Origin of the sequence: Modestobacter sp. VKM Ac-2977, assembly GCF_026968045.1 — a bacterium.
Taxonomy (GTDB): Bacteria; Actinomycetota; Actinomycetes; order Mycobacteriales; family Geodermatophilaceae; genus Modestobacter.
This window is the reverse complement of record NZ_JAPVBQ010000001.1, coordinates 920,882-935,896: the sequence shown is the minus strand read 5'-3', so window position 1 is coordinate 935,896 and position 15,015 is coordinate 920,882. Positions and strand designations below refer to the sequence as shown.

The window sequence follows — 15,015 nt, the reverse complement described above, 5'->3', positions numbered from 1 at the left end:
CCTGCCCCGCCATGGGGCTCTTCGGGACGTTCACCTACAGCGACGGCGCCTGGGCCACCCCGGACGCCCGACGCGAGCCGTACCTGGTCATCGACGTCCACGACAGCGACATCGCCACCGTCGACTACCGACCGGCCGGGGACGCCGACGGCCGGTGCCACCTGGGTTTCCAGCCGCGCGTCTACTTCGAGGACCCGACGGCGAGCGCACCGGTGGACAACGACGCCGAGGCCCGCGGGCTCGCCCGGTGGGCGCTGCTGGCGACCGGACAGGAGGTCGACCCCCGGGACGTGGCCGCGCTGCTGGCGCCGGACGACGAGGACGACGAGCCGGAGGACCTCTTCGTCGAGGAGACCGTGCGGCGGCTGCTCGAGCTCACCGGCGTGCCGGTGCCCGAGGAGCTGACCGGTGAGGCGTCACCCCTCGAGGAGTGAGGCCTCCCCGACGCGCTGCCGGCGACGAGGTGACGCGGACGGGGCAGCTCGGCCCACCTGCCGGCGGCCTACGCTTCTCGCATGTCCACACCCCAGATCCCATCCGAGACCGGGCCGGATCACCCCAGTCGGATGCAGGACGACCTGGGGGACGTGATGGGCCGGATCGCCCGCACGCTGCAGGAGGAACACGGCGACGTGGACCGCACGCTGGCGTCGATCACCGCCGCCGCGGTCGACACGGTGCCGGGCACGGACATGGCCAGCGTCAGCCTGGTCGTCCGCCGCCGCGTCGACCCGCAGGCCGCCACCAGCGAGCAGGCGCAGCAGATCGACGCCCTGCAGACCGAGTTCGACGAGGGGCCCTGCCTGGACGCCCTCCGCGAGGAGCAGACCGTCCGGGTCGACGATCTCGCCAGCGAGTCCCGCTGGCCCCGCTTCGCCGCCGAGGCCGCCCGGCGCGGGGCCGGCAGCATGTTGAGCTTCCAGCTGTTCACCGAGGGCGACAACCTCGGAGCCCTGAACCTCTTCGCCCGGGAGCCGCACTCCTTCGACGCCGGATCGGAGACCGTGGGGCAGATCTTCGCCTCGCACGCCGCCATCGCGCTGTCCGCGGCGCGGCAGGAGTCGAGCCTGCGCAGCGCCATGGACAGCCGCGACCTGATCGGCCAGGCCAAGGGCATCCTGATGGAGCGTCACCGGCTGACCGCGGCACAGGCCTTCGAGCTGCTGGTGCGGGCGTCGTCCCACACCAACCGCAAGTTGTTCGACGTCGCCGAGGAGCTGACCAGCACCGGGGCCATGACGATCGACTGACCGTCGGCCGTCAGCCCGCGGCGCGCTCCGCCGACGGGGTCCAGCCGATCGCCGGGGCGACGTGCCTGGCCACCGTCTCCAGCAGGTGCGCGTTGTACTCCACGCCCAGCATGTTGGGCACGGTCAGCAGCAGGGTGTCGGCGTCCCGGACGGCGGCGTCCTTGGCCAGCTCCTCGGCCAGCTGGTCGGGCTCGCCGACGTAGCTCTTGCCGAACCGGGCCCGCACACCGTCCAGGATGCCGACCTGGTCGTCGCCGCCCTGGCCCGAGCCGAAGTACTGCCGGTCGAGGTCGCTGGTGATCGGCAGCACGCTGCGGCTGACCGAGACCCGCGGTTCGTGCGCCCAGCCGGCCTCGGCCCAGGCCGCGCGGTACAGCGCGATCTGCTCGGCCTGCAGTTGGTCGAAGGGCTCCCCGGTGTCCTCCGAGAGCAGCGTGGAGCTCATCAGGTTCATCCCCTGCCGCGCGGTCCAGACCGCGGTCTGCCGGGTGCCCGACCCCCACCAGATCCGCTGCCGCAGGCCCGGTGACTGCGGCTGGACGGCGAGCCGGGCGGACGCCCCGCCGGTCATCCGCGGATCGGCGTCCACGACGGTCTCGCCGCTGATGGCGGCGAGGAACAGCGCCGTCTTCTGCCGGGCCAGGTCGGCGTCGCTGCGGCCCTCCGGCGGCACGTAGCCGAAGGCCTCCGAACCACGCAGCGCCGTCTCCGGTGAGCCGCGGCTGATGCCCAGCTGCAGTCGCTCACCGATGAGCAGGTCGGCGGCCGCGGCCTCCTCGGCCATGTGGAGCGGGTTCTCGTACCGCATGTCGATGACGCCGGTGCCCAGCTCGATCCGGCTGGTGCGCATGCCCATGGCGGTCAGCAGCGGGAACGGCGAGGCGAGCTGCCGGGCGAAGTGGTGCACCCGCACGTGGGCGCCGTCGAGGCCCAGCTCCTCGGCGGCCACCGCCAGCTCGACGCTCTGCACCAGTGCGTCCCGCCCGGTCCGCACCTGCGAGCCCGGGATGGGCTGCCAGTGTCCGAAGGACAGGAAACCGATCCGCTTGTCCACTGCACTCACCTCTCGTCGTCTGCACTGCGGCGAGCGTCGGCGGGGCCGGCGGTGTTCCCGCGAGCCGCAGCGGGATGACCCGGCGCGGTGCGTGCGTTGCCGGATGTGTCCAGAGCCACACCGAACCGAGGAGCAGGCACATGCGCGCGACCGTCGAGGACACCGTCATCGCCGAGGCACCCGAGTCCGAGCTCGTCCGCATCGAGGGCAACTGGTACTTCCCGCCGTCGGCCGTCACGGCCGGCGCGCTCACCGAGAGCCCGACGGCCTACACCTGCCCGTGGAAGGGCCCGGCCCAGTACTTCGACGTGGTCACCCCCGAGGGCACCCGCAAGGACGGCGCCTGGAGCTACCCCGACCTCAAGCCGTCCGCGGTCGACCGTGTCGGCAAGGACTTCGCCGGCTACGTCGCCTTCTCCCGGGAGGTCACCATCGCCGAGTGACACGCCGCGGGCGGGGTCGGTGTGTCGCAGCGGGCCGGCGGGACGACTGAGGCCGACCAGTCACGGAAAGTGACGGCACGAACACAATCGTCCCGTGCAGGTTCCGCGGCTGGGGGCGGGGCATGGTCCAGGCTGTCCGGGTGACCATCCCCGCCCCCGAGTCGCCAGGCACCCCCGTGCCCGCCGGCGCTGCCGGGCGACGACTGAGCGCGGCCGACGTGCTGCTGGCCGACCGCGGCCAGCTCTTCCGTGCCCTCTTCCTGTCCGCGCCCGTCGCCAAGGCCGTCGTCGACCCGGACGGCCGGCTGCTCGTCGTCAACCCGGCGATGTGCGAGCTGACCGGCCGGACCTCCGGCGAGCTCGTCGGCCGGCACCTGGACCTGCTCACCCACCCCGACGACGTCCCCCTGGAGGACCGCGCGGCCGAGCACCTGCCCGGCACCCCGCTGCTGGACCCCCAGCTGCAGGTCGTCGGCGAGCGCCGGTTGCGCCGCGCGGACGGCAGCAGCATCTGGGCGCTGCAGACCCAGGAGCTCGTCCACCACAGCAACGGCGAGCCGCAGTTCGTGCTGCTCACCCTGGTCGACGTGACCGACCGCCGCCGGGTCGAGGACGACCTGGTCCGCCGCACCTTCACCGACCCGCTGACCGGGCTGCCCAACCGGCGGGCCCTCACCGAGCGGCTGCAGCGCGCCCTGGCCGCATCCGGCCGGCGCGGCACCCTGGTCGGGCTGCTGCACCTGGACCTGGACCGCTTCACCGCCGTGAACGACTCCCTGGGCCACGAGGGCGGCGACCAGCTGCTCTGCCAGGTCGCCGACCGGCTGCGCTGGAGCACCCGGGTGGAGGACACCGCCGTCCGATTCGGGGCCGACGAGTTCCTCGTCCTCGCCGAGGACGTCGAGGACGTCGAGGGGCTGCACACCCTGGCCGACCGCCTGCTCGGCGTGCTCGACGAACCCTTCCACGTGCTCGACCGCGAGGTGACCCTGTCGGCCAGCGTCGGCATGACACTGGGCTCCGACCTCGCCCCCGAGGCCCTGCTGCGGCAGGCACACAGCGCGCTCGCCCGGGCCAAGGCCAGCGGCGGCCGGGGCCGGATCGAGGTGCACGACGAGGCGCTCGGCGAGGGCTACGTCGACCAGCTGCAGCTGGAGACCGACCTGCGGCACGCGCTGGAGGCCGGCGAGCTGCGGCTGTTCTACCAACCGATCGTCGCGCTCTCCGACGAGCACCTGCTCGGCTACGAGGCGCTCATCCGCTGGCAGCACCCGACCCGCGGGCTGCTGCCCCCCGGCGCGTTCCTGTCCGCCGCCGAGGACAACCGGCTCACCTCCCGGCTGGGCGCCTGGGTGCTGCACCAGGCCTGCTGGGACGCCGCCGGCTGGGACCCTGCACTCCGGGTGCACGTGAACATCTCCGCCCGGCACCTGGCTGAGCCGGGCTTCAGCGAACTCGTCGCCGACGCCCTGGCCGAGTCCGGGCTGGCGCCGGAGCGGCTGGAGCTGGAGATCACCGAGTCGACCGCGCTGTTCGCCGCGGACGCCACGCTGCACGCCGTCGACACGGTGACCGAGACGGGCGTGACCCTGGCGCTGGACGACTTCGGCACCGGCTACTCCGCGATCACCGCGCTGCACCGGCTGCCCATCCACACTCTCAAGATCGACCGTTCCTTCGTCGCCGACATCGTCGCCCAGCCGGCCACCGCGGCCCTGGTACAGGGCCTGCTCCAGCTCGGTCAGGGCATGGGCCTGCAGGTGATCGCCGAGGGAATCGAGGACGGCGAGCAGGCCCGCTGGCTGCGCGAGCACGGCTGCGCGATGGCCCAGGGCTACGCCTTCGGCCGACCCGCCCCGCTGCCGGCCCGCCAGCTCGACGAGTACCCGGCGCCCCCGCGGCTCGGTGACCTCGACGACCCGCCGGTGCACCCGACGCCCGACCCGACCCCAGCAGCCGGCGACAGCTCCGCCGTCGAGCCCGAGCCGGAGTGGTCCGGATCGGACGACGACGACGAGCCCGGGCCCGGGTTCGACCTGGGCGCCGCGCTGGCCGAGCAGGACCTCGACGGGCCCGGCCCGGCCGTGGGCAGCGCCGCCGTCCCCCAGCTCGACTCCTTCGAGCTCCCGGGGACCGCGTCGGAGCACCCGTCCACGCCGTCGGCCGACGCACCGGAGCACGACGACGTCCCCGAGGCGGGGTCACCGCAGGGCGACTCCTTCGATCCGGGCGTCTTCCGGCCCTCCAGCGCGTTCCTGGAACTGCGTGCGCTGCTGGCCGCCAACGGTGCCCCCGATGCCCCGGGCGTCCCCGGACCGCGGGAGCCCGCGGAGCTGGGCGACCTGCGGGCGCTGACCGCCGACCCGACCGACCTCTCCGGGCTGCGCCCGTGGCTGGAGTCCTTCCAGCAGCGGCTGGGCCTGGACACCGGCGACCTGCCGGAGGTCGGCCGCAGCTGACCCGGGGAACGGATCAGCGAGCCCGTCCCCCGGGTCAAGAGCCCGTTCCCCGGGTCAGGAGTCCGGCACGGGGACGACGCCGACGCGCAACGGGAGCGCGTCGGGTCGCTTGGCCGCCCGCCCGTCGCCCGAGGACTCACCGCGCAACCGGCGGCCGATCCAGGGCAGGACGAAGCCGCGCACCCAGGCGAGTTCCTGGCCGACCACCTCCCGCACCGGCAGCGGCGGCGCCGGGTCCAGCGGCGTGCGCCAGTCCGTGTCGTCACCGGCCACCGGGACGCCCAGCGCGGCCGCGGCGGCCAGCGCCGTCCGTCGGTGCCCCTCCGCCGTCAGGTGGATCCGGTCGCCCGGGTCCCACATCCGGGCGTCCTGGACCCAGGAGGCGCCCCACTGGTCCAGCACGACGGCGCCCTGCCGGGCGGCGATCGACCACAGGTGGGCGTTGAAGACCGCGACCCGGCCCCGGGTGCGGCGGATGATCGGCGTCTGCCGTGGGTCCACGCCGGTGGCCAGCAGCACGTCGGCCCCGGCCGTGCGGAGGGAGACGACGGCGGACTCCAGGTCCGCGGCCAGCCGGTCGGGGTCGGCGCCCGGGCGCAGCAGGTCGTTGCCACCGGCGACCAGGCTCACCAGGTCGGGTCGGGAGGCGAGCGCGACCGGCACCTGCTCGGTCAGCACCTGCGCCAGCAACCGGCCGCGGACGGCGAGGTTCGCGTACTCCACGGTGCCCGACGGCGAGGCCGCGGCCAGGTGCTCGGCGAGCCGGTCGGCCCAGCCCCGGAAGGAGTCCGGCGTCCCGGGCTCGGGGTCGCTGAGGCCCTCAGTGAAGGAGTCCCCCAGCGCGATGTACCGCTGCCACGTCCGACGATCACTGCCCGGTTGCACGTCCCCTACTGCACCACGCGGCTCCGGGCGCCAGGGTGACCGGGTCCGGCCGGCCCCGGCTGCCCCGTTGCCCTGAGGTCGCCAGGCTCAGCCGACCTCGTCGCCGGGCCCGCTGGCGCCCTGCGGAGCCCGCACCGGGCCGGTGCCCGGGGCCGGCACCCCGCCCGGTGTCCGGCGGCGCAGCTCCTCGGGCACCAGCTCCACCAGCTCCTCCGGCAGCAGCGGCAGGTCCAGCAGCGAGAGCTTGACCCGGCTGCGGTCGGCGGCCAGCCAGTCGTCCAGCCGCACCAGCAGCCCGGCGTCCGCGCGGGCCTCGACGTGCAGCTCGTCCCCCGGCCCGAGGCGACCGACCACCAGGCCGTCCACCTCCACGGCCGGGCGGCCGGCGGTCTCCGGCAGCGCCAGGTGCAGCGGCTCGTGCAGTCCCAGCACCACGGTGCGGTCGATGCCGTTCAGCGGCGCCGACGGGGTGACGAGCACGCCCGCGGCCCCGGGGGACATCACCGGACCGCCGGCGGCGAAGTTGTAGGCCGTCGACCCCATCGGGGTGGCGATGATCAGCGCGTCGCTGCGGTAGTGGCCGTAGCGGCGGCCGGCCACCGACAGGGTCGCGTCGACCATGCCCTCCCCCGGCACCCGGGCCAGGACGACGTCGTTGAACGCGACGGTCTCCCAGCCCGGCCCCCGCACCACCAGGCAGCTGCGCGACTCCAGCGTCGAGCGGCCCTCGGCCAGCGCGGTGAGCGCCCCGTCCAGCTCCTGGCCCTCGACCTCGGTGAGGAAGCCCAGCCGGCCGAAGTTGACGCCCAGCACCGGGACGGGGTCGGCGACCACCATCCGCATCGCGCCGAGCAGCGTGCCGTCACCGCCCAGGGCGATGATCCCGTCGCAGCTGCTGGCCAGCTCGGCGACGTCCACCGGCGTCACGCCGCGCAGGTGCAGCCGCTCGACGTCCGCCGCCGCGGCGACCAGCTCCACCCCGTGCGTCGTGGTCCAGGCCAGCACCTGGGCCACCGCGCCCACGCAGTCGCGGTACGGGTGCAGCACGAGGCCGATCCGGCTGCCGTCGTGCACCCGTCAGCCCCGGTGGGTCTCGAGCAGGCGCAGCCAGATCTCGCTGATCGTCGGGTAGGACGGGACGGCGTGCCAGAGGCGGCTGATCGGCACCTCGCCGACCACCGCGATCGTCGCCGAGTGCAGCAGCTCGGCCACCCCGGAGCCGACGAACGTGACGCCGAGCAGCACCTCGCGCTCGGTGTCCACCACGGCGATCGCCGTCCCGGCGTAGCCGTCGGCGAAGAGCGCGGCGCCGGCGATGCTGCCGATCGGGTACTCCAGGACCCGGTGCGGGAGGCCGGCGTCGGCGGCCTGGGCGGCGGTCATCCCGACCGCCGCCACCTGCGGGTCGGTGAACACCACGCTCGGCGTCGCCCGGCGGTCCGCGGTGGCGACGAACGGCGACCAGTCGGCCAGGTCGACCTGCTCGCCGCGCGCCCGGGCGACGATCGCGGCGCCGGCCTGGCGCGCCTGGTACTTGCCCATGTGGGTCAGCTGCTGGCGGCCGTTGACGTCGCCGACGCCGTAGAGCCACGGGACGCCGGGCACCTGCAGCGACTCGTCGACGTCCAGGTACCCGCCCGGCTCCAGGCCGACCGTGTCCAGCCCGATCTCGTCGGTGTTGGCGGCGCGGCCGGTGGCCACCAGCACCTCGTCGCCGCGGAACTCGCCGTCGGCGGTCGTGAGCACCACGTCACCGCCGTCCTCCCGCCGGGCCGAGCGCACCTCGCTGCCCAGCCGGACGTCGACGCCCATCGCCCGCAGCGACGCCTCGACCGCCTCGCCGGCGGCCGGCTCCAGGGCCGGCAGCAGCCGGCCCCCGCGCTGCAGCAGGGTCACCGCGGAGCCCAGCTGCTGCCAGGCGGTGGCCATCTCGCTGCCGACGTAGCCGCCGCCGAGCACCAGCAGCCGGCCCGGCGCCTCCTTGGCGCTGGTCGCCTCCCGCGGGGTCCACGGCTGCACGTCGGCGAGGCCCTCGACCGGCGGGACGGCGCCGCGGGACCCGGTGCAGACGGCGACGGCGTGCCGGGCGGTGAGCACCAGCTCCGTGCCGTCGTCCTGGGCCACGACGACCCGCTTCTCCCCCGCCAGCCGCCCGTGCCCGCGCACCAGGGTGATCCCGGCGTCCTCGACCCACTGCGCCTGGCCGGCGTCGTCCCAGTGGCTGGTGAAGCCGTCCCGGCGGGCGAGGGTCGCGGCGACGTCCTGCTCACCGGTGACCGCGGCGGCGGCGCCGGACACGGCGCGAGCCTGGGCGAGCGCCTCGCTGCCGCGCAACAGCGCCTTGCTGGGCATGCAGGCCCAGTAGGAGCACTCGCCGCCGACCAGCTCGCTCTCCACCAGCACGGTGCTCAGCCCGCCGCGGGTGGCGATGTCGGCGACGTTCTCCCCCGTCGATCCGGCACCCAGGACGATGACGTCGTACGTCTGCTCCGCAGTGGTCACCTGGGCATTGTGGTCGACTGACCCCCGTGCCTGTCGATCCAGCCGACCACGCCGCCGCCCTGCGCCAGTACGCCGCCGGGGTCGTGCTGCTCACCGTGCGCGACGACATCGACGACGTCGGGACGACGGTCACCTCGTTGATGAGCGTCTCCGCCGACCCACCGCTGATCGCCGTGGGGCTGGCTGCCGACGGGTACCCGGCCGAGGTGCTGCAGGGCATCGGCAGCGGCGCGGTGAACGTGCTGAGCACCGACCAGGCGATCCTGGCCAGCCGGTTCGCGTCGGCGGGGCGGCCCAGCGCCCGGCACCTGCTGGAGTCGGTGCCCTGGCACCGCGCCCCGGTCAGCGACGCGATCGTGCTGGACGGTGCACTGGCGGCGCTGGACTGCACGGTCGCCTCGGTGGTCGAGGCCGGCAGCCACGTCGTGGTGCTGCTGACCGTGGAGGGCGTCCCGGTGCTCGGGGACGGCGACCCGCTGGTGCGACTCCGCGGCCGCTGGGCCGACGGCGTCGGCGCACCCCTCCGCCGTCCCTGACCCGCACCACCACCAAGATGGCCATTCTGGTGGTGGTCCCGAGGAGGTCACGGACGCCGGGTGGAGCCGCGTTCGGCAGCGTCCGGCCGGGTGCGCCCGCGGCTCAACCCCTCCCCCACCGGGTCGACCCGGGCGGGACGCCCCGACGCGGCGGTCGGGCATCGGGGATAGCGTCGGCCGGGAGATGAACCAGTCACTCCCCGCCCCGTCGCCCTCTGCCCTCCGCCGTGCCCTGGTGCGCGCCGAGCGCGGGGTGACGCTGGACGCCACCGAGGCCGAGACCCTGCTGTACGCCCGCGGGCTGGGCGAGGGCGAACCGCTGGACCGGCTGCTGACCGCGGCCTCCCGGGTGCGGGACGCCGGGCTCGCCTCGGCCGGGCGCCCGGGGGTGGTCACCTACAGCCGCAAGGTCTTCATCCCGCTGACCCACCTGTGCCGCGACCGGTGCCACTACTGCACGTTCGTGACCACGCCGGGCCAGCTCCGCGCGCAGGGCAAGGCGCCGTTCCTGTCGCCGGACGAGGTGCTCGACGTCGCCCGGGCCGGCGCCGCGCTGGGCTGCAAGGAGGCGCTGTTCACCCTCGGCGACCGCCCGGAGGACCGCTGGCCGGTCGCCGCCGAGTGGCTGGAGGCGCACGGGTTCGACTCCACGCTGGGCTACCTGCGGGCGATGGCGATCCGGGTGCTGGAGGAGACCGGGCTGCTCCCCCACCTCAACCCCGGCGTGCTGTCCTGGGAGGAGATCCAGCGGCTCAAGCCGGTCGCCGCGTCGATGGGGATGATGCTGGAGACGACGGCGACCCGACTGTGGTCGCAGCCCGGCGGCCCGCACTTCGGCAGCCCGGACAAGGAGCCCGCCGTCCGGCTGCGGGTGCTGGAGGACGCCGGCCGTTCCGCCGTCCCGTTCACCACCGGCGTGCTGCTGGGGATCGGCGAGACCTACGCCGAGCGGGTCGACGCGATCGCCGAGATCCGCGCCTCGGCGCGGCGGCACCAGCACGTGCAGGAGGTCATCGTGCAGAACTTCCGGGCCAAGCCGCGCACCGCGATGGCCGCGCACGACGACCTGGACCTGCAGGAGTACGTGGCCGCAGTCGCGGTCAGCCGGCTGATGCTGGGCCCGTCGGCCCGGGTGCAGGCACCGCCGAACCTGAGCGACTCGACCGAGCTGGGCCTGCTGCTGCGCGCCGGCGTCGACGACTGGGGCGGGGTCTCCCCGCTCACCCCCGACCACGTCAACCCCGAGCGGCCGTGGCCGAACATCGACAAGCTCGCCGCACTGAGCGCCGAGGCCGGGTTCACGCTGCGCGAGCGGCTGGCCGCCCAGCCCGGCTACGTCACCCAGCCCGAGCCGTGGCTGGACCCCCGGGTGCGCCCGCACGTCTCCGCGCTCGCCGGCCCCGACGGGCTCGCGGTGGAGGGCCGACGGCCCGTCGGCCTGCCGTGGCAGGAACCGGACGAGGCCTGGACGGCGTCCGGCCGGGTCGACCTGCACACCGAGATCGACACCGTGGGCCGCACCGGCGACCGGCGCAGCGACTTCGACGCCGTCTACGGCGACTGGTCGGAGCTCCGCGAGGCGACCGTCGCCGCCCGCGACGGCTCCTCCACCGCGCTGGCCGTCGGCGACCGGGAGGTGCTGGCCGCGCTGCGGCACGCCGAGCAGGACCCGGCCGGGCTCTCCGACGCCGAGTACCTGACCCTGCTGGGCGCCGACGGCACCGACCTCGAGCACCTGTGCGCGCTCGCCGACGCCGTCCGCCGGGACGTCAACGGCGACGACGTCACCTACGTGGTGAACCGGAACGTCAACTTCACCAACGTCTGCTACACCGGCTGCCGGTTCTGCGCGTTCGCCCAGCGACGCACCGACGCCGACGCCTTCACCCTGTCGATGCAGCAGGTCGGCGACCGGGTCGACGAGGCCTGGGCCGGCGGGGCGACCGAGATCTGCATGCAGGGCGGCATCCACCCCGACCTGCCCGGCACCGCCTACTTCGACCTGGCCCGGGAGGTGAAGTCCCGCCGTCCCGACATCCACCTGCACGCCTTCTCGCCGATGGAGGTCGTCAACGGCGCCGCCCGCACCGGGTTGAGCTTCCGCGACTTCCTCACCGCGGCGAAGGAGGCCGGGGTCGACTCCCTCCCCGGCACCGCGGCGGAGATCCTGGACGACGACGTCCGCTGGGTGCTCACCAAGGGCAAGCTGCCGACGGCGACCTGGCTGGAGATCGTCGAGACGGCGCACACCGTGGGCCTGCCGACGACCTCGACGATGATGTACGGCCACGTCGACACGCCCGCCCACTGGGTCGCCCACCTGCGCACGCTCGCCGCCCTGCAGGACCGGACCGGCGGGTTCCGCGAGTTCGTCCTGCTGCCCTTCGTGCACCACAACTCGCCGATCTACCTGGCCGGGGTGGCCCGGCCAGGGCCGACGAACCGGGAGAACCGGGCGGTGCACGCCGTCGCCCGGTTGCTGCTGCACGGCCGGATCGACAACATCCAGACCTCGTGGGTGAAGCTCGGCGACACCGGCACGCAGGCGATGCTCGACGGCGGGGCCAACGACCTGGGCGGCACACTGATGGAGGAGACGATCAGCCGGATGGCCGGCTCGGGCAACGGGTCGCTGAAGACGATCGCCGAGCTGGAGGCGATGGCCGCCGCGATCGGCCGGCCGGCCCGCCAGCGGACGACGGACTACGGCACCCCGAGCGCCGAGCGGATGGCCACCGCCCGCTCGGAGGAGGGCCGTCAGGCGCTCACCCTCAAGCTCGTCTGACCCCGCGCCGGGGGCCGGCGCACGAGCGCGTCCCCCGTCGGGCACCGGTACGGCACGATCACCGCAGCACACCGGGCGGGAGGAGAGACGTGCCACGGGTCACCAGCGCCGACGTCGCCCAGGAGAGCGGCGTCTCCCGGACGACGGTGAGCTACGTGCTCAACGACAAGCACGGCGCGATGATCTCCGCGGACACCCGGGAACGGGTGCTGGCGGCGGCGGCCCGGCTCGGCTACTCCCCCTCGGCCGCCGCCCGGACGCTGCGCAGCGGCCGCAGCGACCTGGTGCTCTGCGTACTGCCGAACTGGACGGTGGGGCCGGTCCTGGACACCGTCCTCGACGAGCTGACCCGGGAGCTGGCCGACCGGCAGCTGTCGGTGCTGGTGCACCACGGCCGGGGGCCTCGCCCGCTGGCGGAGCTGTGGCGGGCGGTGACCCCGCGTGCCGTCGTCGGATTCACCGAGTTCGGGGCGGAGGACGCCGATGCCATGCGCCGGGCCGGCATCCAGGTGCTGAACACCTCCCTCGACGAGGACCCGCACGCGGTGTTCGCCGTCCCGCAGACCCGGGTCGGGCAGCTGCAGGTGCGGCACCTGGCCGAAGCCGGCCACGTCCACCTCGGTTGGGCCGCACCCGCCGAGCCCCGGCTTGCCGACTTCGCCGAGCGGCGGCTGAGCGGGGTGCGCACCGAGTGCGCGCGGCGCGGGCTGCCCGCGCCGGTGGTGCAGGACGTCGACCTGGACGTCGGTTCGGCCACCGCCGCCGTCCGCGCCTGGCGCAGCGCGGGGGTCACCGCGGTGGCCGCCTACAACGACGAGGTGGCGCTCGCGGTCGTCGCCGGCGTGCGCGCCTGCGGGCTGTCGGTGCCGGGCGACGTCGCGGTGATCGGCGTCGACGACGTGCCCGCCGGACGGCTGAGCGACCCGGCGCTGACCACCGTCGCCCAGGACGCGGGAGTGCAGGCCCGGGCGATCGCCACCGCCGTCGCCGCGGCCCTGGACGGCGCCCCGGCGCCCGCCGCCGACCAGGCCGGGGTGCTGCGGCTGGTGGTGCGGGACTCGGCGTGACCGGCGGGCCGGGGCACGAAGCCCCGGCCCGCCGGCGACGGGTCAGCCCGGGTAGTCCACGACGTACTGCGGCGTGCCCTGGGTGCTGGCGTCCGACCGGCCCCCGACGTCGTTGACCACGTTCTCGATGACGCCGATGCCGTCCAGGTGGACGGTCATGACGTGGTGCAGCTGCACGCCCGGGGTGACCGGCACCTCGAACCCCGTCTCGGTGGTGATGCCGGGTTCGGCGTTGCGCTGGTAGCCGTAGACGCCGCCGCCGTCCAGCCGGTGCTGCCGGACGTGGTCACCGACCTTGAAGCCGGCCCAGCCGAGCGTGCCGTCCGGCTCCTGCCAGTCGGCCTGCGACGGCGGGTCGTAGGGGATCTCGTTCTGGTAGAGCACGACCCGGCCGCGCTCGCCGTTCCAGATGGTGTTGTGCTGCTGGAAGTGCTCGACGAAGAGGCCGGTGGCGGTGACGTCGTCGCCGTTGACGACCACGCCGTTGCGTCCGACGTTGGTCCGCCAGCGGTCGGTGTCGCCGTTGACCCCGGCGGTGAAGTCCTCCACCCCGTGGTCGGCGCGCCACACCCAGGTGTGGTCGATGAGCACGTGGTCGCTGTTCACCTGCAGGGCGACGTCGGTCTTCCCGACGTGCGGGCCGCCGACCCGGAAGTAGACGTCGGACAGCGTCGTCGGGTTCGCCGCGTCGGACCGGGACCGGCCCCGGTCGTCACCCACCTGCAGCAGCACCGGGGACAGCCGGCTCCCGGCGTCGATGGTCATCCCGGCGACGACCACGCCGGGCACGTCCTCGATCTCCAGCGGCGTGACACCGCGGTCGGCCGTGAGCGTCGCGTGCCCGATGCCCAGCACGACGGTGTCCGCCCGCTTGACCTTCAGGCTGTGCGCGACGTCGTAGACCCCGGGGGTGAACAGCAGGTGCCCGCCCCGGGCCAGCTGGGCGTTGATCCGCCCGAACCCGGTGTCCGGGGTGACGACCAGGAACTCGGACAACGGGATGGTGCGCCCGGCGGTCATCCCGTCGTCCCAGCTCACCCCACGGGTGTCGCGCTGGGCGTCCGGCACCCGGACGGCGTAGCGGCCTCGCTCGTCCAGGAACAGGAACGGCTTCTCCCGGCTCACCGGGGTGGTCTCCAGGGTGGTGTACGGCGGGTCGGGGAACGTGGCGTCGGCCGGGGCGCCCTCGACGCCGGAGAAGACCTGGTTCCACACGCCGTTGGTCCACTCGGCGATCACGCTGTTGCGGGTGTACCACTGCTGCTGCGAGCCGTTGATGACGGTCGCGGCGGTCGAGTCGGCGATGAACCCGCCGCTGGCGTACTGCGGCCCGGCGGTGCAGTAGTCCATCAGGGAGAGGTCGCCCCCCTGCACCTGGACTCGGCGCATGGACACCGCCTGGGAGACGGCCCAGAAGTTCGTCGGCGCCCGGCAGCCGTCCTGCCCGGTGCCGTTGACCTGGATCGTGAGGTTGGAGACGGTGCGCCAGAAGTTGTTCAGCGCGATGCAGTTGTCCGGCGCGAGGCAGCGGTTGTAGGTCTCCACCTTGCCGTTGATGACCACGTCGGACGGCGAGGCGCCGAGCCCCGAGATCTCCGTGTAGTAGCCGACCTTGATCTGCAGCGGGTCGCTGTCGGTGCCGTAGGTGCCCGGCTCGAAGAGGTAGGCGTAGCGCTCGGTGCCCATCTCGTTGTCGACCTGCTGGGCATAGGTGGCGTCGAGGGTGGCCTGGATCTGGTCGACCGGCATGCTCGGGTCGAAGACGGTGACGTTCGGGCCGAGGTCGGCCACACCTCCGCCCGGACCCCCGCCCGGACCCCCGCCCGGACCGTGGCCGGGTGGTGCGGCACTCGCGATCGCCGGGACGGCGAGGAACGCGAGTGGCAGGGCCAGGGTCAGCAGGCCACCGAGGTGGTGGCGGCCGCGGGCGGGCGATCGCCGGCGGGGTGGGGACAACGGGCGGGCAGGGGCGCTGGGAGATGCCATGCGGGTCCTCGTCGTTGAGTAGGTGACACGTGTCACGTGACTCGGGTC

At 74.4% G+C, this 15,015-nt stretch carries 12 protein-coding genes; 7 read left to right on the top strand and 5 right to left on the bottom strand.

Annotated features, from left to right (window positions below):
- Nucleotides 1–11 precede the first annotated feature (11 nt).
- Together O2V63_RS04580 and O2V63_RS04575 are read left to right on the top strand one after the other, a co-directional pair.
- Nucleotides 12–434: a hypothetical protein gene (locus tag O2V63_RS04580; protein ID WP_269166380.1), complete on the top strand. Its 423-nt coding sequence runs from the start codon at nucleotides 12–14 to the stop codon at nucleotides 432–434.
- An 81-nt stretch (nucleotides 435–515) separates the two neighbouring features.
- Complete coding sequence (locus O2V63_RS04575; RefSeq protein ID WP_269166379.1) at nucleotides 516–1,250, top strand: GAF and ANTAR domain-containing protein; 735 nt, start codon at nucleotides 516–518, stop codon at nucleotides 1,248–1,250.
- A 10-nt stretch (nucleotides 1,251–1,260) separates the two neighbouring features.
- Here O2V63_RS04575 and O2V63_RS04570 read toward each other — a convergent pair whose 3' ends face one another.
- Nucleotides 1,261–2,313, bottom strand: a complete 1,053-nt coding sequence (locus O2V63_RS04570; protein WP_269166378.1) for an LLM class flavin-dependent oxidoreductase — start codon at nucleotides 2,311–2,313, stop codon at nucleotides 1,261–1,263.
- Between the two features lie 131 nt (nucleotides 2,314–2,444).
- Between O2V63_RS04570 and O2V63_RS04565 the strand changes: the two genes are divergently transcribed.
- Both O2V63_RS04565 and O2V63_RS04560 read left to right on the top strand, forming a co-directional pair.
- A complete protein-coding gene (locus tag O2V63_RS04565) occupies nucleotides 2,445–2,747 on the top strand; it encodes a DUF427 domain-containing protein (RefSeq protein ID WP_269166377.1) in 303 nt (100 codons plus the stop codon).
- Between the two features lie 140 nt (nucleotides 2,748–2,887).
- The gene (locus tag O2V63_RS04560) at nucleotides 2,888–5,206 is read left to right on the top strand and encodes an EAL domain-containing protein (protein WP_269166376.1); all 2,319 of its coding nucleotides are present in this window, start codon (nucleotides 2,888–2,890) and stop codon (nucleotides 5,204–5,206) included.
- A 54-nt stretch (nucleotides 5,207–5,260) separates the two neighbouring features.
- On the opposite strand, the gene O2V63_RS04555 is transcribed toward O2V63_RS04560, so the two are convergent.
- The 3 genes from O2V63_RS04555 to O2V63_RS04545 all read right to left on the bottom strand — a co-directional run bounded on the left by O2V63_RS04555 (nucleotide 5,261) and on the right by O2V63_RS04545 (nucleotide 8,593).
- Nucleotides 5,261–6,091 carry an SGNH/GDSL hydrolase family protein gene (locus O2V63_RS04555; RefSeq protein WP_269166375.1) on the bottom strand — a complete coding sequence of 277 codons (831 nt, stop codon included), beginning with the start codon at nucleotides 6,089–6,091 and terminating at the stop codon, nucleotides 5,261–5,263.
- An 87-nt stretch (nucleotides 6,092–6,178) separates the two neighbouring features.
- Nucleotides 6,179–7,165 (bottom strand): NAD(+)/NADH kinase, encoded by a 987-nt coding sequence (locus tag O2V63_RS04550; RefSeq protein WP_269166374.1) that lies wholly within the window; start codon nucleotides 7,163–7,165, stop codon nucleotides 6,179–6,181.
- Between the two features lie 3 nt (nucleotides 7,166–7,168).
- Nucleotides 7,169–8,593, bottom strand: coding sequence for a dihydrolipoyl dehydrogenase family protein (locus O2V63_RS04545; RefSeq protein ID WP_269166373.1), 1,425 nt, complete (start codon nucleotides 8,591–8,593; stop codon nucleotides 7,169–7,171).
- A gap of 26 nt (nucleotides 8,594–8,619) precedes the next feature.
- On the opposite strand from O2V63_RS04545, the gene O2V63_RS04540 reads away from it, so the two are divergent.
- From O2V63_RS04540 to O2V63_RS04530, 3 genes are all read left to right on the top strand, one after another.
- Complete coding sequence (locus tag O2V63_RS04540) at nucleotides 8,620–9,129, top strand: flavin reductase family protein (protein WP_269166372.1); 510 nt, start codon at nucleotides 8,620–8,622, stop codon at nucleotides 9,127–9,129.
- A 184-nt stretch (nucleotides 9,130–9,313) separates the two neighbouring features.
- Nucleotides 9,314–11,914: a bifunctional FO biosynthesis protein CofGH gene (locus O2V63_RS04535; RefSeq protein ID WP_269166371.1), complete on the top strand. Its 2,601-nt coding sequence runs from the start codon at nucleotides 9,314–9,316 to the stop codon at nucleotides 11,912–11,914.
- An 89-nt stretch (nucleotides 11,915–12,003) separates the two neighbouring features.
- Nucleotides 12,004–12,981 (top strand): LacI family DNA-binding transcriptional regulator, encoded by a 978-nt coding sequence (locus O2V63_RS04530; protein WP_269166370.1) that lies wholly within the window; start codon nucleotides 12,004–12,006, stop codon nucleotides 12,979–12,981.
- Nucleotides 12,982–13,023: 42 nt separating this feature from the next.
- Here O2V63_RS04530 and O2V63_RS04525 read toward each other — a convergent pair whose 3' ends face one another.
- Nucleotides 13,024–14,967, bottom strand: a complete 1,944-nt coding sequence (locus tag O2V63_RS04525) for a glycosyl hydrolase family 28-related protein (protein ID WP_269166369.1) — start codon at nucleotides 14,965–14,967, stop codon at nucleotides 13,024–13,026.
- Between the last annotated feature and the right edge of the window lie 48 nt (nucleotides 14,968–15,015).